At 60.3% G+C, this 21,218-nt stretch carries 19 protein-coding genes and 4 tRNA genes; 13 read left to right on the forward strand and 10 right to left on the reverse strand.

The features are described from left to right. Positions 1-216 precede the first annotated feature (216 nt). Genes pilB through yacG form a run of 5 tightly spaced genes read left to right on the forward strand, consistent with a single transcriptional unit; the run spans position 217 to position 4,828 of the window. Positions 217-1,917 carry a type IV-A pilus assembly ATPase PilB gene (gene pilB, locus AC4IHP_RS20235; RefSeq protein ID WP_056790439.1) on the forward strand — a complete coding sequence of 567 codons (1,701 nt, stop codon included), beginning with the start codon at positions 217-219 and terminating at the stop codon, positions 1,915-1,917. Between the two features lie 2 nt (positions 1,918-1,919). After that, positions 1,920-3,137, forward strand: coding sequence for a type II secretion system F family protein (locus AC4IHP_RS20240; RefSeq protein WP_490832574.1), 1,218 nt, complete (start codon positions 1,920-1,922; stop codon positions 3,135-3,137). Position 3,138: 1 nt separating this feature from the next. Then, complete coding sequence (locus AC4IHP_RS20245) at positions 3,139-4,011, forward strand: prepilin peptidase (RefSeq protein ID WP_490832575.1); 873 nt, start codon at positions 3,139-3,141, stop codon at positions 4,009-4,011. Continuing rightward, a complete protein-coding gene (gene coaE / locus AC4IHP_RS20250) occupies positions 4,008-4,631 on the forward strand; it encodes a dephospho-CoA kinase (RefSeq protein ID WP_490832576.1) in 624 nt (207 codons plus the stop codon). The genes AC4IHP_RS20245 and coaE overlap by 4 nt, the downstream gene beginning before the upstream one ends. Beyond that, positions 4,628-4,828, forward strand: coding sequence for a DNA gyrase inhibitor YacG (gene yacG / locus AC4IHP_RS20255; RefSeq protein WP_016773149.1), 201 nt, complete (start codon positions 4,628-4,630; stop codon positions 4,826-4,828). Before coaE ends, yacG begins: the two co-directional genes overlap by 4 nt. A gap of 51 nt (positions 4,829-4,879) precedes the next feature. Here yacG and AC4IHP_RS20260 read toward each other — a convergent pair whose 3' ends face one another. Continuing rightward, positions 4,880-5,569, reverse strand: coding sequence for an energy-coupling factor ABC transporter permease (locus tag AC4IHP_RS20260; RefSeq protein ID WP_490832577.1), 690 nt, complete (start codon positions 5,567-5,569; stop codon positions 4,880-4,882). A 190-nt stretch (positions 5,570-5,759) separates the two neighbouring features. Here AC4IHP_RS20260 and AC4IHP_RS20265 point away from each other — a divergent pair, with 190 nt between their 5' ends. From AC4IHP_RS20265 to AC4IHP_RS20280, 4 genes are all read left to right on the forward strand, one after another. Next, complete coding sequence (locus tag AC4IHP_RS20265) at positions 5,760-6,386, forward strand: DUF1780 domain-containing protein (RefSeq protein WP_007909887.1); 627 nt, start codon at positions 5,760-5,762, stop codon at positions 6,384-6,386. Next, on the forward strand, positions 6,383-6,910 hold the full coding sequence (locus AC4IHP_RS20270) for an MOSC domain-containing protein (protein WP_490832578.1): 528 nt from the start codon (positions 6,383-6,385) through the stop codon (positions 6,908-6,910). Before AC4IHP_RS20265 ends, AC4IHP_RS20270 begins: the two co-directional genes overlap by 4 nt. A 51-nt stretch (positions 6,911-6,961) precedes the next feature. Beyond that, a complete protein-coding gene (locus AC4IHP_RS20275; protein ID WP_007909875.1) occupies positions 6,962-7,135 on the forward strand; it encodes a DUF3094 domain-containing protein in 174 nt (57 codons plus the stop codon). A 66-nt stretch (positions 7,136-7,201) separates the two neighbouring features. Further along, complete coding sequence (locus AC4IHP_RS20280; protein ID WP_016773144.1) at positions 7,202-8,500, forward strand: NAD(P)/FAD-dependent oxidoreductase; 1,299 nt, start codon at positions 7,202-7,204, stop codon at positions 8,498-8,500. Positions 8,501-8,656: 156 nt separating this feature from the next. Here AC4IHP_RS20280 and AC4IHP_RS20285 read toward each other — a convergent pair whose 3' ends face one another. The 8 genes from AC4IHP_RS20285 to rluD form a co-directional block, all read right to left on the reverse strand. After that, positions 8,657-10,282 carry a methyl-accepting chemotaxis protein gene (locus tag AC4IHP_RS20285; RefSeq protein WP_460121529.1) on the reverse strand — a complete coding sequence of 542 codons (1,626 nt, stop codon included), beginning with the start codon at positions 10,280-10,282 and terminating at the stop codon, positions 8,657-8,659. A 161-nt stretch (positions 10,283-10,443) separates the two neighbouring features. Then, a tRNA-Pro gene (locus tag AC4IHP_RS20290) sits at positions 10,444-10,520 on the reverse strand. A 97-nt stretch (positions 10,521-10,617) separates the two neighbouring features. Further along, positions 10,618-10,693, reverse strand: a tRNA-Lys gene (locus AC4IHP_RS20295). A gap of 5 nt (positions 10,694-10,698) precedes the next feature. Beyond that, positions 10,699-10,775: transfer RNA gene (locus tag AC4IHP_RS20300), tRNA-Pro, on the reverse strand. Positions 10,776-10,784: 9 nt separating this feature from the next. Further along, positions 10,785-10,860: transfer RNA gene (locus AC4IHP_RS20305), tRNA-Asn, on the reverse strand. Positions 10,861-11,157: 297 nt separating this feature from the next. After that, positions 11,158-13,722: an ATP-dependent chaperone ClpB gene (gene clpB / locus AC4IHP_RS20310; RefSeq protein ID WP_016773142.1), complete on the reverse strand. Its 2,565-nt coding sequence runs from the start codon at positions 13,720-13,722 to the stop codon at positions 11,158-11,160. Positions 13,723-13,852: 130 nt separating this feature from the next. Continuing rightward, positions 13,853-14,575 (reverse strand): peptidoglycan editing factor PgeF, encoded by a 723-nt coding sequence (pgeF, locus tag AC4IHP_RS20315; RefSeq protein ID WP_490832579.1) that lies wholly within the window; start codon positions 14,573-14,575, stop codon positions 13,853-13,855. After that, complete coding sequence (gene rluD / locus AC4IHP_RS20320; protein ID WP_490832580.1) at positions 14,572-15,534, reverse strand: 23S rRNA pseudouridine(1911/1915/1917) synthase RluD; 963 nt, start codon at positions 15,532-15,534, stop codon at positions 14,572-14,574. The genes pgeF and rluD overlap by 4 nt, the downstream gene beginning before the upstream one ends. 151 nt (positions 15,535-15,685) lie before the next feature. Between rluD and AC4IHP_RS20325 the strand changes: the two genes are divergently transcribed. From AC4IHP_RS20325 to AC4IHP_RS20340, 4 genes are all read left to right on the forward strand, one after another. Continuing rightward, complete coding sequence (locus AC4IHP_RS20325) at positions 15,686-16,702, forward strand: outer membrane protein assembly factor BamD (RefSeq protein ID WP_016773139.1); 1,017 nt, start codon at positions 15,686-15,688, stop codon at positions 16,700-16,702. Positions 16,703-16,828: 126 nt separating this feature from the next. Next, positions 16,829-17,062, forward strand: coding sequence for a PP0621 family protein (locus tag AC4IHP_RS20330; protein WP_490832581.1), 234 nt, complete (start codon positions 16,829-16,831; stop codon positions 17,060-17,062). Next, complete coding sequence (locus AC4IHP_RS20335; protein WP_490832582.1) at positions 17,031-18,632, forward strand: sensor histidine kinase; 1,602 nt, start codon at positions 17,031-17,033, stop codon at positions 18,630-18,632. Before AC4IHP_RS20330 ends, AC4IHP_RS20335 begins: the two co-directional genes overlap by 32 nt. Further along, positions 18,629-19,975 carry a sigma-54-dependent transcriptional regulator gene (locus AC4IHP_RS20340; protein ID WP_460121537.1) on the forward strand — a complete coding sequence of 449 codons (1,347 nt, stop codon included), beginning with the start codon at positions 18,629-18,631 and terminating at the stop codon, positions 19,973-19,975. The genes AC4IHP_RS20335 and AC4IHP_RS20340 overlap by 4 nt, the downstream gene beginning before the upstream one ends. Before the next feature lie 92 nt (positions 19,976-20,067). Here AC4IHP_RS20340 and thiO read toward each other — a convergent pair whose 3' ends face one another. Then, complete coding sequence (thiO, locus tag AC4IHP_RS20345) at positions 20,068-21,168, reverse strand: glycine oxidase ThiO (protein WP_490832583.1); 1,101 nt, start codon at positions 21,166-21,168, stop codon at positions 20,068-20,070. Positions 21,169-21,218 lie beyond the last annotated feature (50 nt).

The following is a 21,218-nucleotide window of genomic DNA, read 5'->3' on the forward strand; positions in this document are numbered from 1 at the left end:
CATGCATGAGTCGAAATCTCATGATCTGGATATGGCTCAGCACAGCCCATGCCAACGCCTTTCAGGCCCCGCCTACTGGGCGCGCGCAATCGCCTGCGCCGTTTCCTACAACCCGCAACCGCACTATCTGACACTTTTTGTCACCTGCACCGGCCGTGTTTGGCGCTGTCACTTGACTAGGCTATAAGTCATGAACGGCAAGCGTGCGGAATCCCCATGAATGACATCGCTCTGAGCGGTCTGGCCAAGCAATTGGTCCAGGCCGAACTGCTCACGGAAACAAGTGCCCGGCAATCCTGGGCGCAGGCCCAGCGCAATCGCGTGTCGCTGGTCAATTACCTGGTGCACAACAAACTGGTCAATAGCCGGCAAATTGCCGAGATCGCCTCGGAACATTTCGGCATGGCCCTGCTCGATCTGCATTGCCTCGACAAAGAGACTCAGCCCAAGGGCCTGGTCAGTGAAAAACTGGTTCGTCAGCACTGCGCGCTGCCCTTGTGGCGGCGCGGCAACAAATTGTTCGTGGGCCTTTCCGACCCGAGCAATCAGCAGGCGATCAGCGACATCCAGTTCAGCACCGGCCTGAGCACCGAAGCGATTCTGGTCGAGGACGACAAGCTCAGCGACGCCATCGACAAGTTCTTCGACAGCCATGCTTCGGGCCTGGAGGAAATGGCCGATGTCGATCTCGATGGCCTCGACGTCGAGTCCATTGATGACAACAAACAGGACGTGATCGGCGGCCTCGATGCCGACGACGCCCCGGTTGTGCGCTTCGTCCACAAAATGCTGCTCGATGCGATCAAGAGCGGCTCTTCCGACCTGCACTTCGAACCCTACGAAAAAAACTATCGGGTGCGCATGCGCACCGACGGCATGCTGCGCGAGGTGGCCAAACCGCCAATCCAATTGGCCGGGCGTATTGCCGCGCGCTTGAAGGTGATGGCCAGTCTGGATATTTCGGAACGGCGCAAACCCCAGGACGGGCGCATCAAGATGCGGCTGTCTAAAAGCAAATCCATCGATTTTCGCGTCAACACCCTGCCGACCCTGTGGGGCGAAAAAGTGGTGATCCGGATTCTCGACCCGTCCAGTGCGCAAATGGGCATCGACGCTTTGGGTTATGAGGCCGAACAAAAGGCCTTGTACCTCGCCGCGCTGAAACAGCCGCAAGGGATGATTCTGGTCACCGGCCCCACCGGCTCCGGCAAAACCGTGTCGCTGTACACCGGGCTGAACATCCTCAACACCGTCGACATCAATATTTCCACCGCCGAAGACCCGGTCGAAATCAACATGGAAGGCATCAACCAGGTCAACGTCAATCCCCGCCAAGGGCTGGACTTTGCCCAAGCGCTGCGTTCGTTCCTGCGTCAGGACCCGGACGTAATCATGGTCGGCGAGATCCGCGATCTGGAAACCGCCGAGATCGCGATCAAGGCCGCGCAGACCGGCCACCTGGTGCTGTCGACCCTGCACACCAACAGCGCGGCGGAAACCCTCACGCGCCTGCACAACATGGGCATTCCCGGTTTCAACATTGCCACTTCGGTCAGCCTGATCATCGCCCAGCGTCTGGCGCGCAAGTTGTGCGCGCATTGCAAGCGGCCGCTGGAAATCCCTCATGAAACCTTGCTCAAGGAAGGCTTCCCCGAGGAACGCATCGGCCATTTCACGATCTACGAGCCGGTCGGTTGCGATCACTGCAACGGCGGTTACAAAGGACGCGTGGGGATTTATGAAGTGGTAAAGAACACACCGGACCTGCAACGGTTGATCATGGCCGAGGGCAATTCGCTGGAAATCGACATCCAGATGCGTCGCGACGGTTTCGCCGATCTGCGCACCTCCGGGCTGCACAAGGCCATGCAAGGCATCACCAGCCTTGAGGAAATCAACCGGGTCACCAAGGATTGAACATGGCGGTCAAGGCAGCGAAAGTCAGCGTTTACGCCTGGGAAGGCACCGACCGCAAAGGCAGCAAGGTCACGGGCGAGTTGAGCGGGCAGAATCCCGCACTGATCAAGGCGCAGCTGCGCAAACAGGGGATCAACCCGGGCAAGGTGCGCAAGAAATCCGCATCCCTGCTGACCTTGGGCAAACGCATCAAACCGCAGGACATCGCCCTGTTTACCCGGCAGATGGCGACGATGATGAAGGCCGGTGTGCCGCTGTTGCAGTCGTTCGACATCATCGGTGAAGGCTTCGAAAACCCGGCCATGCGCAAACTGGTCGACGAGGTCAAACAGGAGGTCGCCGCCGGCAACAGCTTCGCCACGGCCCTGCGCAAGAAGCCTCAATACTTCGACGAGTTGTACTGCAACCTGGTCGACGCCGGCGAACAGTCCGGCGCCCTCGACACCTTGCTTGAACGTGTGGCGACCTATAAGGAAAAAAGCGAAGCGCTCAAGGCCAAGATCAAGAAAGCCATGACCTACCCCACCGCTGTGGTACTGGTGGCGGCAGTGGTGACCGGCATTCTGCTGGTCAAAGTGGTGCCGCAGTTCCAGTCGGTGTTTTCCGGCTTCGGCGTCGAATTGCCCGGCTTTACGCTGATGATCATCAGCCTGTCGGAGTTCATGCAGCAGTGGTGGTGGGCGATTCTTCTTGCACTGGTGGCAGCGTTTTTCGGCACTCGCCACGCGTTGAAGACATCGCAGGCCCTGCGTGACCGTCGCGATGCCTGGCTGCTGAAACTGCCGCTGGTGGGCACCTTGATGTACAAGTCCGCCGTCGCACGTTTTGCCCGCACCCTGTCGACCACTTTTGCGGCCGGTGTGCCTTTGGTGGAAGCGCTGGATTCGGTGGCCGGCGCCACTGGCAATGTGGTGTTCAAGCGCGCGGTGTTGCGAGTTCGGCAGGACGTCTCGACCGGTATGCAGCTGAATTTCTCGATGCGCAGCACCGGTGTGTTTCCGAACATGGCCGTGCAGATGACCGCCATTGGCGAGGAATCCGGAGCGCTGGATGACATGCTCGATAAAGTAGCCGGTTTTTATGAAGCGGAAGTCGATAACATGGTCGACAACCTCACCAGCCTGATGGAGCCATTCATCATGGTGGTGCTGGGGGTCATCGTCGGTGGACTGGTGGTGGCCATGTACCTGCCGATCTTCCAGCTCGGCTCAGCGATCTGACATGCCTATCGACGAACTGTTTACCGTGTATCCGTTGGCCTTTGTGGTCACCGCGCTGCTGCTCGGGCTGGTGGTCGGCAGCTTCCTCAATGTTGTGGTCTGGCGCCTGCCGAAGATGCTCGAGCGCGACTGGCGCCAGCAAGCCCATGATGTGCTCGGCCTGCCCACCGTAACGCCCGTGCCGACCTACAACCTGATGCTGCCGCACTCCGCGTGCCCGCATTGCGGACATCGGATCCGCCCTTGGGAAAACATTCCGCTTCTCAGTTATCTGTGCCTGCGCGGGCGCTGCTCGGCCTGCGCGACGCCGATCAGCAAACGTTACCCGCTGACCGAACTGGGCTGCGGCCTGCTCTCGGCTTTCATCGCCTGGCATCTGGGCTTCGGCTGGCCGGCGGGGTTGCTGATCTTGCTGACGTGGGGCCTGCTGGCGATGAGTCTGATCGACTGCGAGCATCAGCTGCTGCCCGATGTGCTGGTGCTGCCGTTGCTGTGGTTGGGGCTGATCGTCAACAGCTTCGGCGTGTTCGTGGCGTTGCCCGATGCGTTGTGGGGCGCGGTCGCGGGTTATCTGGCGCTGTGGTCGGTGTTCTGGCTGTTCAAACTGCTCACCGGCAAGGACGGCATTGGTCATGGCGATTTCAAGCTGCTGGCCTTGCTCGGCGCATGGGGTGGCTGGCAGATTCTGCCGCTTACGATTCTGTTGTCATCGTTGGTGGGGGCGATTTTGGGCGTGGTCATGCTGCGCCTGCGCGCTCAGGAAAGCTCTACACCGATCCCCTTCGGACCCTTTCTGGCAATTGCCGGCTGGATTGCCTTGCTCTGGGGTGGTCAAATAACCGACTTCTATTGGCAGTCTGTCGGTTTGAAATGAATACCCCTGTGGAAAAACCCTGGATTCTCGGCCTGACCGGCGGCATCGGCAGCGGCAAAAGTGCGGCGGCGCAGCACTTCATCGATCTCGGTGTGCATGTGGTGGATGCCGATCATGCGGCGCGATGGGTAGTCGAGCCGGGGCGTCCGGCGCTGGCGAAAATCGCCGAGCACTTCGGCTCCGGCGTGTTGCAGGCCGACGGCACGCTGGATCGTGCCGCCCTGCGCAAACTGATTTTTGAAGACCCTGAACAGCGGCGTTGGCTCGAAGCGCTGCTGCATCCGTTGATCGGCGAGGAAATCGCTCATCATCTGGCGCAGGCAAAATCGCCTTACGCGATTCTGGTTTCACCATTGCTGATCGAGTCCGGGCAATACGCGATGACCCAGCGCATCCTGGTCATCGATGCGCCGCAACAACTGCAGATCGAACGCACCTTGCAGCGTGACCAGACCAGCGAACAACAAGTGCAGGCGATCCTCAAGGCGCAATTGAGCCGTGAAGATCGCGTGAGCCGTGCCGACGATGTCATCGTCAACGACCGCGACCTCGCCTGGCTGCACAGCGAAGTCGAGCGTCTGCATCACTTTTACCTGACTTTATCCGGAGGCCAAGCATGAGCCAGATTCCAACCGTTGAATGCCCGACCTGCGGCGCCCCCGTCGAATTCACCCCGGCGAACAAATTCCGTCCGTTTTGCTCTGATCGCTGCAAACTGATCGACCTTGGCGCCTGGGCCTCGGAAGAGCACAAGATTCCGGTCGCCCCGGATGCCGAAGACGAGCTGTTTTCCGGCGATTTCGATCCGCGTCACTGATCGCCGATCAGGTTGCATAAAACCCGCACGGGGATGGCGCTTCGGAGTGGATCAGGACTTCGGATCGTCGTCCTTCCACGGCGCCGACAGGTAGCGGGTGCGGTTGAAGGTCTCCAGCCATTCCGGGCAGAACACCACCAACGCACTGACGACCATGCCGTTGATAAAGGCCTCGGGAAACAGCAGCAGCCACAAGTAACCGACGAAATCCTCCAGCCATTCCGGCATGGCGAAGAGGCCGTCGTACCACAGCAGTGTCAGGCTGAGGATCAGGCACGACAGGCCTGACAACGCAGCGGCGAAGAAACCGGAACAGAAGATGTAAACGAACGGATTTCGTGGCTGCGCACGCTCGACCAGAATCGCCACGCATTCGGTGATCAGCACTGGCAGCAGAATCAGCAACGCGCCATTGACGCCCACCGCAGCCAGGTCCTGACGCCCCAGCAGCACCAGCCCCATCTGCGCAACCAGCCCGCCGACGATCGCCAGCGGCCAATCGAGCAGCAGCGTCACCGCCGTCATGCCGATGAAGTGATAAGACACGCCAGTGTCGAAATCCCTGCGCACCAGCCACAGCAGAAACAGCGCGAACACCGTGCCGAACAGCAAGTGCTGCCGGCGACTGTCGCTGAACAGCTCGACCCATGACGCACGCATGACCGCCCAGAGCAGCACCGGCAGATAAATCAGCCAGCCGAGCGTCAGGCTTGCCGTTGAAAGCAGTTCGGCACCGATCATGATTCCCTCACCTGCTACTCGACACGCTTTTTTGTAGGAGCTGCCGAAGGCTGCGATCTTTTGATCTTGTTTATAAAAGCAAAAGATCGCAGCCTTCGGCAGCTCCTACAAGGACGCAATCGCACGACCTTCATATCTGGGCCGATGCAAAGCTATCTGCTTGTCGCATTTGGACGCTAAGCTTGGGCTTATGGATGATTCAGATTATTTACGCCTGCTGACCATCGCGGCCGAGCAGGCCAATGCGTTCCTGTCCAATGCCCGCAAATGGGAGCGTGAGCGTTGGGTCTGCCAGCGCCTGCTGCAAGGTTTGAACATCCCCTACCGCGCCGACGAGTTCGCCCCGGCCGGTGAGCCGCCGGACGTGTTGTTCCGCGATGCCAATTTCGAGGTTTTTTTCGTCCTCGATGAAGGCCGGCGTCTCAATGACGAGTGGCGCGACGAATTGCAGCGTCGGCGCAGCGCGTTTTCCCTGAGCCAACTGGTGCGCCGCGAAGCCAAGCCAAAACGCATCCCGGCCAATGAATTTCTCCTGCGCCTGGCGCCGACCCTGCGCAAGAAGGCGCACAACTATAAGGAACGCGGCATGGATCTGGGTGAGCTGGACATCATCGCCTTCGCCAGCCTCAAGCGCGAAGTGCTGGATCTCAACAGTCATTTCCCGCCACCGACCGAATATCTGCGTCAGGGCTGGCGCTCGCTGTCGCTGGTCGGCCCGACATTCGCCCGCGTGCTGTTCGCCCACCCCGACGCACCGGACTTTCTGCGCAGCAACCTCGGCCGCAGCATTGTGTTCGACGTGGGCATCAGCCTGTGACGCCGCTGCAGCAGTTGATCGCCGAGGTTCCGCAAACGGGCAGTGTGCGCTGGATCGGTGTGCGTCCAGAATCCCGTGGGCCGATGCTCGAGCTCGACGCGGTCGAAGCGCGGCTGGAAGCCGGGCTTACCGGCGACCACGCCCGTCCGGGCATTCGCAATGCGCGGCAGGTGACGCTGATTCAGTGGGAGCACCTGGCGGTGATCAACGCCTTGATGGGCCGTCCCGATGACCAGCCGATCCGGCCTGAAGATCTGCGGCGCAATCTCGTTATAAGCGGAATCAATTTGTTTAGCCTGAAGGGGCGGCGCTTTCGCATCGGGCAAGCGATACTCGAAACCACTGGCTGGTGTCAGCCCTGCGCACGTTTGCAGAACAATCTGGGCCCGGGCACTTTCCAGGCCGTGCGCGGGCATGGCGGGATCACCGCCCGGGTGTTACAAAGCGGCATCATTCGTATCGACGATAGCGTGTCCGTCGAACCGGTTCCGGACAGCGGCTACGCTGCGTTCAACCCGGGCTGAAAACCGCTGTAGCCTGTGCTCATTCAGTAACGTCTACCTGACGAGGCAAATATGACCAGCCGCCTGAACCCCGAAGACCAAAAGCATGTCGAAGAGTACCTGCAACTGTCCCAACACCGTGTCGAGCGCCGGCCTTTCCGGCCATGGATGCTCCTGGTGCTGGTATTGGCAGTGACCATCGGTCTAGGCCTGTTGAGCCGATTTATCAGTTATCTGACGCTATGAGCTGCCTGGCGCTCGCTTGGGTAACTGCGAAAAAGATTTCCTTTAAAAACCTTGCGAGTAATCCCTATGTCCCATCGTATTGTCATTGTCGGCGGCGGCGCCGGCGGTCTGGAGTTGGCTACCCGTCTGGGTAAGACTCTGGGCAAGCGCGGCACGGCCAGCGTCATGCTGGTCGACGCGAACCTGACCCATATCTGGAAGCCGCTGCTGCACGAAGTGGCCGCCGGCTCCCTGAACTCTTCCGAAGACGAACTCAACTATGTCGCCCAGGCGAAATGGAACCACTTCGAGTTCCAGCTCGGGCGCATGAGCGGGCTCGATCGCGCGCAGAAGAAAATCCAGCTGGCCGCAACCTACGACGAAAACGGCGTCGAGCTGGTGCCGGCGCGTGAAGTGGCTTATGACTCGCTGGTGATCAGCGTCGGCAGTACCACCAACGATTTCGGCACCCAGGGCGCAGCGCAGCATTGTCTGTTCCTCGATACGCGCAAACAGGCCGAGCGCTTCCACCAGCAATTGCTCAATCATTATCTGCGCGCCCACGCCGGGCAGACCGACGTGGTCGAGCAGATCAGCGTGGCCATCGTCGGCGCTGGCGCCACCGGCGTCGAACTGGCAGCCGAACTGCACAACGCCGCCCATGAATTGGCCGCGTATGGTCTGGACCGGATCAAACCGGAAAACATGCACATCACGCTGATCGAAGCCGGCCCACGGGTGCTGCCTGCCCTGCCGGAACGCATCAGCGGGCCGGTGCACAAGACCCTGGAGAAGCTCGGGGTCAATGTGATGACCAACGCAGCAGTCAGCGAAGTGACTGCGGACAGCCTGATCACCGCCGATGGCAACGAGATCAAGGCCAGCCTGAAAGTCTGGGCTGCCGGCATTCGCGCACCGGGTTTCCTCAAGGACATCGACGGTCTGGAAACCAACCGTATCAATCAGCTGCAAGTGCTGCCGACTCTGCAAACCACTCGCGACGAAAACATCTTCGCCTTCGGTGACTGCGCAGCCTGCCCGCAACCGGGCACTGATCGCAACGTGCCGCCGCGTGCACAAGCGGCGCATCAACAAGCCTCATTGCTGGCCAAGTCGCTGAAACTGCGCATCGAAGGCAAGACCCTGCCGGAGTACAAATACACCGACTACGGCTCGCTGATTTCGCTGTCGCGTTTTTCTGCTGTGGGTAACTTGATGGGTAACCTGACCGGCAGCGTGATGCTCGAGGGCTGGCTGGCGCGGATGTTCTATGTGTCGCTGTACCGCATGCACCAGATGGCACTGTACGGCCCGTTCCGCACGGCGATGCTGATGCTGGGCAGCAAGATTGGTCGTGGCACCGAGCCGCGTCTGAAACTGCACTAAAGCGCCAACCCGTGGGAGCGAGCCTGCTCGCGAAAGCGGTTGGTCAGTCAACACTGTCGTTGAATGATCCGGCCCCTTCGCGAGCAGGCTCGCTCCCACATTGTTGCGTGCTGTTCTCAAATCAGTAGGCGAAGGCCTGCAATGAATCGCTGTTCATCAGAGCTGGAAGCGCCGCACCATGCCCTGTAGCGCATTGGCCAGCTGCGACAGTTCATGGCTCGATGCGCTGGTCTGATCAGCCCCCGCAGCCGAACGCACCGACAGGTCGCGAATGTTCACCAGATTGCGATCCACTTCCCGCGCCACTTGCGCCTGTTCTTCAGCGGCGCTGGCGATCACCAGGTTGCGCTCGTGAATCTCGTGCACCGACGCCGTGATCGTCACCAACGCCTCACCCGCCCGCTCAGCCAGAACCAAAGTGCTTGCCGCACGGGAAGCGCTGGCCTGCATTGACTCCAGCGCCTGGCTCGAACCGCTGCGCATGCCTTGCACCATCTGTTCGATTTCCTGCGTCGATTGCTGGGTGCGATACGCCAGCGCGCGCACCTCATCAGCCACCACCGCAAAACCTCGACCGCTTTCGCCCGCTCGTGCTGCCTCGATGGCAGCGTTGAGCGCCAGCAGATTGGTCTGCTCGGCGATGGCGCGAATCACGTCCAGAACCTTGCCGATGTCCTGCGACTGATTGGCCAGCGACTGCACCAGTTCACCGGTGTTCTGCACATCGCTGGCCAGGGCATTGATCGCGCTGGCGGTTTCGCTGACGCGCTCCTGGCCCAATCGCGCCGATTGACTGGACTGGCGCGTGGCATCGGACGTCGACACCGCGTTGCGTGCGACTTCCTCCACCGCAGCGGTCATCTGGTTGACCGCAGTGGCGGCTTGCTCGATTTCGTTGTTCTGCTCTTGCAGGCCCTGGGTGCTGTTGACGGTGACGGCGCTCAGTTCATCCGCAGCGGTGGCCAGTTGCGTGGCTGAGCCGCTGATACCTTGCAGGGTCTCGCGCAGGTTCTGTTGCATCGTCGCGAGGGCCTTGAGCAAGCGGCTGACTTCGTCGTTGCCATGGGTTTCGATCGGCCGGGTGAGGTCGCCCTGCGCCACGCTTTCAGCGGCGCTTACGGCGCTGCTCAGCGGCCGGACGATACTGCGCGTGAGCAACATCGCCAGCGCCACTGTGGCCAGCGCTGCCAAGGCAATGAACAGGGTCACGATGGTCCGCGAGGTTTCATAATGCGCAGCGGACTTTTCGCTTTCGGCGGCGACCTGGCGGGCGAACAGATCGGCGAGATCGTTGAGTTGCTTGCCGGAGCCGTCGACCACGGTCTTCATGTCAACCAGGAGCAATTTGGTCAGCTCGTCACGCTTGCCTTGCTCGGCAAGGGTGAATGACTGGGCAATGCCGGTGCGATAGGCGGCGAAGGTTTTCTTGAACTGGTCATACAGCTGCTGACCTTCGGCAGTGTCGACCAGTTTGTCGTAGGCAGCGATCTTCTCGCTCAGCTCCTTGTCGCGGGTGTCCATCTGGCCGCGATAGGTGGCGATGTTGGCCGGATCCTGATCGAGCGCCATACGCAGGGAGATGGTGCGGATGCGCAGCATCAGTTCGCGGATCTCGTCGCCGCCACGGATGCTCGGCAACCAGCGATTCTCCACCGCCACCTCACTGTCGCGAATGCTCGACATCTGCCCCAGCGCAAACACGCCAAGCAAGGCCACCAACACCGCGATCAGGGCAAATCCCAAGGCAGCCCGGGGAGCAATATTCAACTGACGAAGCAACATGACGAACGCCCTTATTCTTGTAATGGCCAGATCAAGGGGCGAAGCGTTGGCAGTCCCCTCGTGTTAGCGGGCTATCGGCAGGTTGTATGACGACTTGAAGGGATTCGCCTCTGGGCAGGCAAAAAAAATCCCCGTATCTTTCGATACGAGGATTTTTAATATGGTCGGGGTAAGGGGATTCGAACTCCTGACATCCTGCTCCCAAAGCAGGCGCGCTACCGGACTGCGCTATACCCCGGTAAAAAAAAGGCGACCTTTCAAAGATCGCCTTCTTCGATCAGCGCTTTTGGCCTCTGATCTTAAGATTCGATCCCAGCGCAAACTGGTTTCAAAAATGGTGGGTCGTGTGGGATTCGAACCTACGACCAATTGGTTAAAAGCCAACTGCTCTACCAACTGAGCTAACGACCCAAATATGGTCGGGGTAAGGGGATTCGAACTCCTGACATCCTGCTCCCAAAGCAGGCGCGCTACCGGACTGCGCTATACCCCGGTTTTAAATTGGCTCCGTGACCAGGACTCGAACCTGGGACCCAATGATTAACAGTCATTTGCTCTACCGACTGAGCTATCACGGAACTACATATTTCAATTTACAACGGTGAAGCCTTGTTGCATCTCGCCACCCGTTCGCATCGCTGCGTTCGTGTGTCTGAGGCGCGCTATTCTACAACCTAGAACACCTCTGTCAACCCCCTAAATTGCTTTCAAGTTAATGATTTGCAACTTATTTCAGTTTCCAACCCAGTGGGTTGAAACGCTGCCGGTGACTGACTGCGGGGCGCACTTTACAAGCCTTTTCCTTTGAGTTCAACAGCCTGGCGAAAAAAAGGCCTCGCAATGCGAGGCCTTCCCGGTTTCATTGCCGCTGAGGCTTAGCCGAAAACGATTTCGTCGTTCTCGACCTTGCCGGTGGCGGTGTCGCCCGGCATGAAATGACCCGACAGGATCAACTGCGCCAGCGGGTTTTCGATCCAGCGCTGGATCGCCCGTTTCAAAGGACGTGCGCCATACACCGGGTCGTAACCGACGGCGATCAGCTTGTCCATCGCTTCCGGGCTCAGCTCCAGCTTCAGCTCGCGCTCGGCCAGACGGCTGCGCAGGCGGCCCAACTGGATCTCGGTAATCCCGGCGATCTGATCTCGCGCCAGCGGCTCGAAGATCACCACCTCGTCGACGCGGTTGATGAACTCCGGACGGAAATGCGACGTCAGCGCGTCCATCACCGCAGCACGCTGCGCCTCACGATCACCGACCAGTTCCTGGATCTGCATCGACCCCAGGTTCGAAGTCATTACGATCACCGTGTTGCGGAAGTCCACCGTGCGCCCGTGGCTATCGGTCAGACGGCCATCCTCGAGCACTTGCAGAAGGATGTTGAAAACATCCGGGTGCGCCTTCTCGACTTCGTCCATAAGGATCACCGAATACGGCTTGCGACGCACCGCTTCAGTCAGATAACCGCCCTCTTCATAGCCGACGTAGCCCGGTGGCGCACCGATCAGACGAGCCACGGAATGTTTCTCCATGAACTCGGACATGTCGATCCGCACCATCGCCTCTTCAGTATCGAAGAGGAATTCGGCCAGCGCCTTGCACAGCTCGGTTTTACCGACACCGGTCGGGCCGAGGAACATGAACGAGCCGCTCGGACGATTCGGGTCGGACAACCCGGCGCGGGAGCGCCGCACGGCGTTGGCCACAGCCACGACCGCTTCTTCCTGACCGATTACCCGTTTGTGCAACAGGCTCTCCATCTTCATCAGCTTGTCGCGCTCGCCTTCAAGCATTTTCGACACCGGGATACCGGTCCACTTCGACACGACTTCGGCGATCTCTTCCTCGGTCACCTTGCTACGCAGCAGCTGATTTTCGCTTTTGCCGTGCTGGTCGACCATTTGCAGGCTGCGCTCCAGATCGGGGATCACCCCGTACTGCAACTCGGCCATGCGGTTCAGATCGCCTTTGCGGCGCGCGGCTTCCAGCTCCTGACGCGATTGCTCGATCTTCTGCTGGATCTGCGCAGAACCCTGCACCTCGGCTTTTTCCGAGTTCCAGATTTCTTCCAGATCGGAATACTCACGCTCGTGACGCTCGATTTCTTCCTGGAGTTTTTCCAGGCGTTTCTTCGCCGCGTCGTCGCTTTCTTTCTTCAGCGCTTGGGATTCCACCTTCAACTGAATCAGGCGCCGCTCCAGACGATCGAGTACTTCCGGTTTGGAGTCGATTTCCATGCGGATTCGGCTGGCGGCCTCGTCGATCAGGTCGATGGCCTTGTCCGGCAATTGCCGATCGGTAATGTAGCGATGGCTGAGCTTGGCCGCGGCGATGATCGCGCCGTCGGTGATCGCCACCTTGTGGTGAACCTCGTAACGTTCCTTGAGGCCACGCAGGATTGCGATGGTATCTTCCTCGCTCGGCTCGTCCACCAGGACTTTCTGGAAGCGCCGCTCCAGCGCCGCATCCTTCTCTATATATTGGCGGTACTCGTTGAGCGTGGTCGCGCCGACGCAGTGCAACTCGCCGCGAGCCAACGCAGGCTTGAGCATGTTGCCGGCATCCATCGAGCCTTCGCCCTTACCGGCGCCGACCATGGTGTGCAGTTCGTCGATGAACAGAATGATCTGCCCTTCCTGCTTCGACAGCTCGTTGAGCAGGCCTTTGAGGCGTTCTTCGAACTCACCGCGATACTTTGCACCGGCAATCAGCGCGCCCATGTCCAGCGACAGCAGACGTTTGCCCTTGAGGCCGTCCGGGACTTCGCCGTTGATGATGCGCTGAGCCAAGCCTTCGGCGATGGCGGTTTTACCCACGCCAGGTTCACCGATCAGCACAGGGTTGTTCTTGGTGCGGCGTTGCAGAACCTGAATGGTGCGACGGATTTCGTCGTCGCGGCCGATCACCGGATCAAGCTTGCCGTCTTCGGCGCGCTTGGTCAGGTCGACGGTGTACTTGTCCAGCGCCTGCCGCGATTCTTCGTGGTTGGCGTCATTTACCGCTTCGCCACCACGCAGGTTGTTGATCGCGTTTTCCAGGGCCTTCTTGCTCACGCCTTGGCCGAGCAGCAACTTGCCGAGCTTGCTGTTCTCGTCCATCGCGGCGAGCAGCACCAGTTCGCTGGAAATGAACTGGTCGCCCTTCTGCTGAGCCAGACGGTCGGCCTGATTGAGCAGGCGCGCCAGATCCTGCGACATGTTGACGTCGCCGGTCGGGTTCTGGATTTTCGGTAGTTGATCGAGCTCTTTGGTCAGCTCTTTACGCAAGCTGTTGACGTCGAAGCCTACCTGCATCAGCAGCGGCTTGATCGAACCGCCCTGCTGTTCAAGCATGGCCTGCATCAAGTGCGCCGGCTCGATGGCCGGATGATCGTGGCCGACTGCCAACGACTGAGCGTCGGACAGGGCCAACTGTAATTTGCTGGTTAAACGGTCAATACGCATGGGTCACCTTCCTTTTGAGCAGGCCGGACCTAAGAAACCATCCTGAATAAAGAAACCTGCCAGATACCGCTATAGATGCGGTCGATTCTGCAAGATTCAAGCGTCAGAGGGTTGATGCAGATCAGAGAGTTTAGCGGGTGAGCCAAACAAGGGAGGCGAAACGACCGGTGCGCAACGCACGGCGGTAAGAAAAGAAGCGCGGATCGGTCACGGTGCAGAAACCGCCACCATAAACAGCCGTGACACCCCGTTCAGCCAGACGCAGGCGCGCCAGCAGATAGATATCAGCCATGAACTTGCCGGCATTGTTGCTCGGTACGAACGCTTCTGCTGCTTCAGGCAGTTGATTGATGAAGACTTCCCGTACTTCCGGACCGACTTCAAAGGCTTTGGGGCCAATGGCCGGGCCGAGCCAGACCAGTACCTCGTCAGTAGGAACATCGAGGCTGTCGAGAGTTGCCTCAAGCACGCCCGCCGCCAGACCACGCCAACCGGCATGAGCGGCCGCGACACGCGTGCCGGCACGATCGCAGAACAATGCTGGCAAACAGTCTGCCGTCATCGCCGTGCAGGCAATGCCCGGCGTTGCCGTCCAACTGGCATCTGCCGTCGCAACAATGCCCGGATCAGCATGGGCAACGGTGATTCCGTGCACTTGCTGCAACCAGGCAGGCTGTATGGAAAAGTGTTCGGTCAAGCGTCGACGGTTCTCGGCGACGGCATCGGGACGGTCATCGACGTGATCGCCCAAATTCAGGCTGTCGAACGGCGCCTCGCTGACACCACCCTCGCGGGTGGTGATACAGGCCCTGACGCTGGCCGGCGCAGGCCAGTCCGGCGTCAGCCAGTTCATCCGACGAAGGCCTCGCGATCCTGCTTGAGCAGGGTCAGCAGCCAGACGAAATCTTCCGGCAGCGGCGATTCCCAGCTCATGCGCTCACCGCTCGTCGGGTGATCGAGTTCAAGGAAGCGCGCGTGCAGAGCCTGACGCGGGAAGTGCTTGAGCGACTCGACCATGGTCGGGTTGGCCGCTGGCGGAATGCGGAAACGCCCGCCATACGCCGGATCGCCGACCAACGGGAAGTTGATGTGCGCCATGTGCACGCGGATCTGGTGGGTCCGCCCGGTTTCCAGTTTCACCCGCACATGGGTGTGCGAACGGAAACGCTCGAGCACGCGGTAGTGGCTGACGGCTGGCTTGCCGCCTTCCATCACCGCCATGCGCTGGCGTTGCTGGCCGTGACGACCGATCGGCGCGTTGATCTTGCCACCGGCGGTGACCACGCCGATCACGATGCACTCATAGATGCGGCTGACGCTACGGCTCTGCAATTGCGCGACCAGTTTGGTCTGCGCCTGAATGGTCTTGGCCACTACCATCAGACCGGTGGTGTCCTTGTCCAGACGATGCACGATACCGGCGCGCGGGACATTGATGATGTCCGGCACATGGTGCAACAAAGCGTTGAGCAGAGTGCCATCGGCGTGACCGGCAGCCGGGTGCACCACCAGGCCCGCAGGCTTGTTGATCACCAGGATGTCGTCGTCTTCATAGACGATATCAAGCTCGATGTCCTGGGCGATCCACTCGCCCTGGGCTTCCTGCTCGGCAATCAGCTCAAGGATGGCACCGCCATGCACAATGTCACGCGGGCGGATGACCGCCCCGTCCACAGTCAGGCGACCTTCTTTGATCCAGGCGGAAAGGCGCGAGCGTGAGTGCTCAGCGAAGAGTTGGGCGGCGACTTGATCGAGGCGTTGGCCGCCCAATTCGGACGGCACCTCTGCGCGAAGTTCAATTTTATCGGACATGCTCGGACTGGGCGTCGGCACAGCCTTTGGTTTCGGCTGCGCGCTTGTGGTTAAATACGGCGTCTTTTGCCCCGAGGCTTTTCAACGGGGCGCTCATCATAACAGGACGGCCCCGCCCAAGACAGCGGCCGTCATAGGGACGCAAGCCGCCATGCAAGTGAAACACCTGCTGCTGATCGCCATCCTCGCATTGACCGCTGCTTGCTCATCGAAGGAAGTCGTAGACGAAAACCTCAGCGAAGCCGAGCTGTATCAGCAGGCTCAGACTGACCTGGACAACAACAGCTACACCAGCGCCACAGCCAAGCTGAAGGCTCTGGAGTCGCGTTATCCGTTCGGTCGCTACGCCGATCAGGCTCAGCTGGAGTTGATCTACGCCAACTACAAGAACGCCGAGCCGGAAGCTGCAAAGTCTGCCGCCGAGCGTTTCATTCGTTTGCATCCGCAGCATCCGAACGTGGATTACGCGTACTACCTCAAGGGTCTGACCTCGTTCGACCAGGACGTCGGTCTGCTGGCGCGCTTCCTGCCGCTGGACATGACCAAGCGTGACCCGGGCGCCGCCCGTGACTCGTACAACGAGTTCGCGCAGCTGACCAGCCGCTACCCGAACAGCCGCTACGCGCCGGACGCCAAGCAGCGCATGATCTACCTGCGCAACCTGCTGGCCGCCTACGAAATCCACGTCGCCGATTACTACCTGACCCGCCAGGCTTATGTAGCCGCTGCCAACCGTGGCAAGTACGTTGTGGAGAACTTCCAGGAAACCCCATCGGTCGGCGACGGCCTGGCGGTGATGACCGAGGCTTACCAGCGTCTGCATCTCGACGACCTTGCGGCCACCAGTCTGGAAACCCTCAAGCTCAACTACCCGGATCACCCGAGCCTGCAGGACGGCCAGTTCGTGCCGCGCGTAGCCGAGGCCGACAACCGTTCGTTCCTGAGCAAGGCGACTCTGGGCCTGATCGAATCGCGTCCACCGCTGCCGCCGGGCGAAACCCGCGCCAACCAGGACGTGCAGAAGCAGTTCCAGGACGCGAAAGATGCGATCCCGAACGAGCTCAAGCCTAAAGACGAAAACGGCGACGTGATCGAAGAGCCAGAGCCGGAATCCAGCGACACCGACCGCTCGTGGTTCAGCTACATGACCTTCGGCGTGTTCGACTGATCACACCGGCGGTACGAAAAAGGGAGATCTGCGGATCTCCCTTTTTTATTGCCGCGCTTTAATAGGCTGTGCGCTGGTCGGGTCCTTGGCTAAACTGCCGGATCATCAGCCGAAAAGCCGCTCATCATGCTTCGTTTATTGTTCTGGATTGCCCTGATCTTCGCCGCCATCTGGCTCTGGCGCAAATTCAAGGCCCCCGCCTCGTCCACCCGATCGTCGCGCGAACAGGACGCGCCGCCGATGGTGCGCTGCGCCCACTGCGGCGTGCATTTGCCACGCGACCGCGCCCTGGGCAACCAGCAGCAGTGGTATTGCAGCCAGGCTCATCTTGAGCAAGGCCCGGACGCCAGTGGTCGCTGAGACCGACCAAAAACAGGCTCAGCGTCTGCTGCGCCTTTATCATCTTTACCGGTTAAGTGTCGGCATCACCCTGGTGCTGCTGATCTCCAGCAACATGGACAACCGCCTGCTGACGTCGGCCAACGACGATCTGCTGCGCGGCGGCAGCTGGCTGTACCTGATCATCAACATGCTGCTGGTGGTGTTCCTCGAAAACACCCGGCGCCCGGCGCAACTGTTCACTTTAGCGTTGGTCGATGTGCTGTTGTTGTGCGGTCTGTTCTATGCGGCCGGCGGCGTGGCCAGTGCGCTGGGCAACTTGCTGGTCGTCTCGGTGGCGATCAGCAACACTTTGCTGCGAAGGCGCATCGGCCTGTCGATTGCCGCGATCGCGGCGATCGGCATTGTCGGCCTGAGCTTTGTGCTGGGTTTCAGCCGCCCCTTGAGCGCCAACGCCTACTTGCAAGCCGGCACTCTTGGCGCATTGTGCTTTGCCGCCTCATTGCTGGTACAGGGGCTGGTCCGCCGACTCGAAGTCAGTGAGACCCTGGCCGAACAGCGCGCCAGCGAAGTGGTCGGCCTGGAGGCGCTCAACGCGTTGATCCTGCAACGCATGCGCACCGGCATTCTGGTGCTCGACGAACAGCGTCGGGTGCAACTGGCCAATCACAGCGCGCAAAGTCTGCTCGGCCATAGTCACCTGCAAGGTCATTTGATCGACGAATATTCGCCAGCGCTGGTCGAGCGTCTGCAACTGTGGCGCAACAACCCGACCTTGCGCCCGCAGAGCCTGAAAATTCCCGGTAATGGCCTTGAGCTGCAACCCAGCTTCATCGCCCTCGAGCAGAGCCCGAACCAGCAGACGCTGGTGTTTCTCGAAGATCTGGCGCAAATCACCCAACAGGCGCAGCAACTCAAGCTCGCTGCGCTCGGACGCTTGACCGCCGGCATCTCCCATGAAATTCGCAATCCACTGGGCGCCATCAGTCATGCCGCTCAGCTGCTGGCCGAGTCCGAGGAACTCGATAGCGCAGATCGGCGTCTGACGCAGATTATTCAAGACCACTCCCAGCGCATGAACCGAGTCATCGAAAACGTCCTGCAACTGTCCCGCCGCCAGCAAAGCGCGCCGCAACGGCTGGACCTCAAGCCGTGGCTGGAAGACTTCGTCGGCGAAACCCGCGAGCAGGCCAACGAGCGCCAGCACATTCATCTGCGGATCAATTCCGGGGAATTCACCACGCTGATGGACCCCAACCAGCTGCGGCAGATTCTCGACAACCTGATACGCAACGCCTGGCGACACAGTGCGCAACTGCACGAGCAGGCCGACGTCTGGCTGGCACTGTTCGTCGACCCCGACAGCCAATTGGCAGTGCTCGAAGTGCAGGACAACGGCCCCGGCGTGTCGGCCGACGAACAGGTACATCTCTTTGAGCCGTTCTTCACCACCAGCAGCCAAGGCACCGGTCTTGGCCTTTATCTGTCCCGTGAGCTGTGCGAAAGCAACCAGGCACGCCTAGACTTCAAATCACGCCAAGGCGGCGGCTGCTTTTGCATCACTTTTGCTCACGGACGGAAACAAAGTTGAATACAAGCCCACGGCAGAAAATTCTTATCGTCGACGACGAACCGGATATCCGCGAGCTCCTGGAAATTACCCTGGGACGGATGAAACTCGATACCTTCAGCGCACGCAATCTGGGCGAGGCGCAGGCGCTGTTGCAGCGCGAGCACTTTGATCTGTGCCTGACCGACATGCGCCTGCCCGACGGCACCGGGCTGGAACTGGTGCAGCACATCCAGCAACGCGATCCACACCTGCCGGTGGCGATGATCACTGCATACGGAAGCCTGGAAACGGCCATCAATGCATTGAAGGCCGGGGCGTTCGATTTCCTCACCAAACCGGTGGAGCTGCCGCGACTACGCGAACTGGTCAGCTCGGCGCTGCGCATGCCGACAGCGGGCGGCCTGAGCACGGCAATCGAGCGACGGTTGCTGGGTGACTCGCCGCCGATGGCCAATCTGCGCAAGCAGATCGACAAGCTCGCACGCAGTCAGGCGCCGGTGTACATCAGTGGTGAATCCGGCAGCGGCAAAGAACTCGTCGCGCGTCTGATCCACGAACAAGGCCCGCGCGCCAACCACCCCTTCGTACCGGTGAACTGCGGGGCGATTCCGTCGGAGCTGATGGAAAGCGAATTCTTCGGGCACCGCAAAGGCAGTTTCACCGGTGCCGTCGAGGACAAGCCGGGGCTGTTCCAGGCGGCCCATGGCGGCACTCTGTTTCTCGATGAGGTCGCCGATCTGCCACTGTCGATGCAGGTGAAACTGCTGCGAGCGATTCAGGAAAAAGCCGTGCGCAGCGTCGGCGGCCAGCAGGAAACGGTGGTTGACGTACGCATCCTTTGCGCCACGCACAAAGACCTTGAAGCCGAAGTTTCGGCCGAGCGCTTCCGCCAGGATCTGTATTACCGGCTCAACGTCATCGAACTGCGCGTGCCGTCCCTGCGCGAACGCCGCGACGACATCGAGGCGCTTGCCATGCACCTGCTCAAGCGTCTGGCCAAAGACACCGGACAACCCGAAGCACGCCTGCACCCGCAAGCGCTGGAGGCGCTGAAGAACTATCGCTTTCCCGGCAATGTGCGCGAACTGGAGAACGTGCTCGAACGCGCGCACACCCTGTGTGAAAACCGTACGATCGAAGCGCAGGATCTGCGTTTGAGCGAAGGCAATTGCTCGGCGGATGGCGCATTGGCCGATCTGACACAGATCGACAATCTCGAGGATTATCTGGAGAGCGTCGAACGCAAACTGATTTTGCAGGCGCTGGAGGAAACCCGCTGGAACCGCACGGCGGCGGCGCAGCGGTTGAGTCTGTCGTTTCGGTCGATGCGCTATCGGCTGAAGAAATTGGGCCTGGATTAAAGGCCCCTTCGCGAGCAGGCTCGCTCTCACATTTGGAATGAGTATTCCTGCGGGAGCGAGCCTGCTCGCGAAGGCGGTCTACCAGCCTCTGACTAAATACGGCCCTCAGGCGCATACGGCACCGGATCAATAATCGGCGCCCGCCCCAGCATCACGTCGGCGAACAGCTGGCATGACGCCGGCGCCAGCACCAGCCCATTGCGATAATGCCCGCAGTTCAGCCACAACCCCTCGAACTCCGGCACCCGGCCAATAAAGGGAATGCCTTCAGGCGACCCCGGCCGCAGCCCGGCCCAGTGCCCGACCACTTCGGCATCCGCCAGCGCCGGCAACAATTCGATCGCCGAGGCCTTGAGGCTTTCCAGCGCTATGTCGGTCGGGGTCTTGTCGTAACCTTCGTGCTCCAGCGTGCTGCCGATCAGAATGTGACCGTCGCGACGCGGGATCGCATAACGCCCCTTGGCCAGCACCATGCTCGGCAGGAAATCAGCCGCGCACTTGTAGAGAATCATCTGGCCTTTGACCGGCTCGACCGGCAGCGTCAGGCTCAGTGTCTTGAGCAGATCACCGCTCCACGCCCCCGCCGTCAGCACAATCTGGTCGCCATTGATCACCCCCGTCGAAGTCTCCACGCCGACCACGCGCTCACCCTCGCGGACGAAGCCACTGACTTCGCATTGCTCATGAATCGTCACGTTCGGCAGCGCCAGCAACGCGGCCTTCAGCGATTTGACCAGTCGAGGATTGCGCACGTTGGCGACATCGGCCATATAGATCGCCCGGCTGAAACCGCTGCCGAGCACCGGCACCGCGTCATGCGCCGCCGAGATATCCACAGCCCGCAGCGGCCGGTTTTCCCGCTCGGCCCAGGCCAGGGCTTCGGCTTCATCGTCCAGGTCGAGCCAGTACAGGCCGGTGGTGTGCACTTCAGGATCAACGCCAGTGTCGGCAAACAAGCGCTGGCCGAGCTGTGGATAAAAATCCTGCGACCAATGCGCCAGCGCGGTGACTGCCGGACTGTAGCGCCACGGGTACAACGGCGAGACGATGCCGCCCCCAGCCCAGGATGACTCCTGGCCGACATTCGAGCGATCCAGCAGCACTACGCTGCGCACTTCGGAGGCAAGATTGTAGGCAGTGAGCAGGCCAATCACCCCGCCACCGACAATCACCACTTGCTGTTGCCTGGTCATGTTTGATCCAACCGTAAAAAAGACAGTGAGCGCAAAAGGCGCCCGAGAAA

This window comes from Pseudomonas sp. UF-293, from assembly GCF_058245595.1.

Bases quoted from the DNA above. Each gene is read 5' to 3' on its own strand.
- pilB (WP_056790439.1), top strand. From the start codon at position 217: ATGAATGACATCGCTCTGAGCGGTCTGGCCAAGCAATTGGTCCAGGCC.
- AC4IHP_RS20240 (WP_490832574.1), top strand. From the start codon at position 1,920: ATGGCGGTCAAGGCAGCGAAAGTCAGCGTTTACGCCTGGGAAGGCACC.
- AC4IHP_RS20245 (WP_490832575.1), top strand. From the start codon at position 3,139: ATGCCTATCGACGAACTGTTTACCGTGTATCCGTTGGCCTTTGTGGTC.
- coaE (WP_490832576.1), top strand. From the start codon at position 4,008: ATGAATACCCCTGTGGAAAAACCCTGGATTCTCGGCCTGACCGGCGGC.
- yacG (WP_016773149.1), top strand. From the start codon at position 4,628: ATGAGCCAGATTCCAACCGTTGAATGCCCGACCTGCGGCGCCCCCGTC.
- AC4IHP_RS20260 (WP_490832577.1), bottom strand. From the start codon at position 5,569: ATGATCGGTGCCGAACTGCTTTCAACGGCAAGCCTGACGCTCGGCTGG.
- AC4IHP_RS20265 (WP_007909887.1), top strand. From the start codon at position 5,760: ATGGATGATTCAGATTATTTACGCCTGCTGACCATCGCGGCCGAGCAG.
- AC4IHP_RS20275 (WP_007909875.1), top strand. From the start codon at position 6,962: ATGACCAGCCGCCTGAACCCCGAAGACCAAAAGCATGTCGAAGAGTAC.
- AC4IHP_RS20280 (WP_016773144.1), top strand. From the start codon at position 7,202: ATGTCCCATCGTATTGTCATTGTCGGCGGCGGCGCCGGCGGTCTGGAG.
- AC4IHP_RS20285 (WP_460121529.1), bottom strand. From the start codon at position 10,282: ATGTTGCTTCGTCAGTTGAATATTGCTCCCCGGGCTGCCTTGGGATTT.
- clpB (WP_016773142.1), bottom strand. From the start codon at position 13,722: ATGCGTATTGACCGTTTAACCAGCAAATTACAGTTGGCCCTGTCCGAC.
- pgeF (WP_490832579.1), bottom strand. From the start codon at position 14,575: ATGAACTGGCTGACGCCGGACTGGCCTGCGCCGGCCAGCGTCAGGGCC.
- rluD (WP_490832580.1), bottom strand. From the start codon at position 15,534: ATGTCCGATAAAATTGAACTTCGCGCAGAGGTGCCGTCCGAATTGGGC.
- AC4IHP_RS20325 (WP_016773139.1), top strand. From the start codon at position 15,686: ATGCAAGTGAAACACCTGCTGCTGATCGCCATCCTCGCATTGACCGCT.
- AC4IHP_RS20330 (WP_490832581.1), top strand. From the start codon at position 16,829: ATGCTTCGTTTATTGTTCTGGATTGCCCTGATCTTCGCCGCCATCTGG.
- thiO (WP_490832583.1), bottom strand. From the start codon at position 21,168: ATGACCAGGCAACAGCAAGTGGTGATTGTCGGTGGCGGGGTGATTGGC.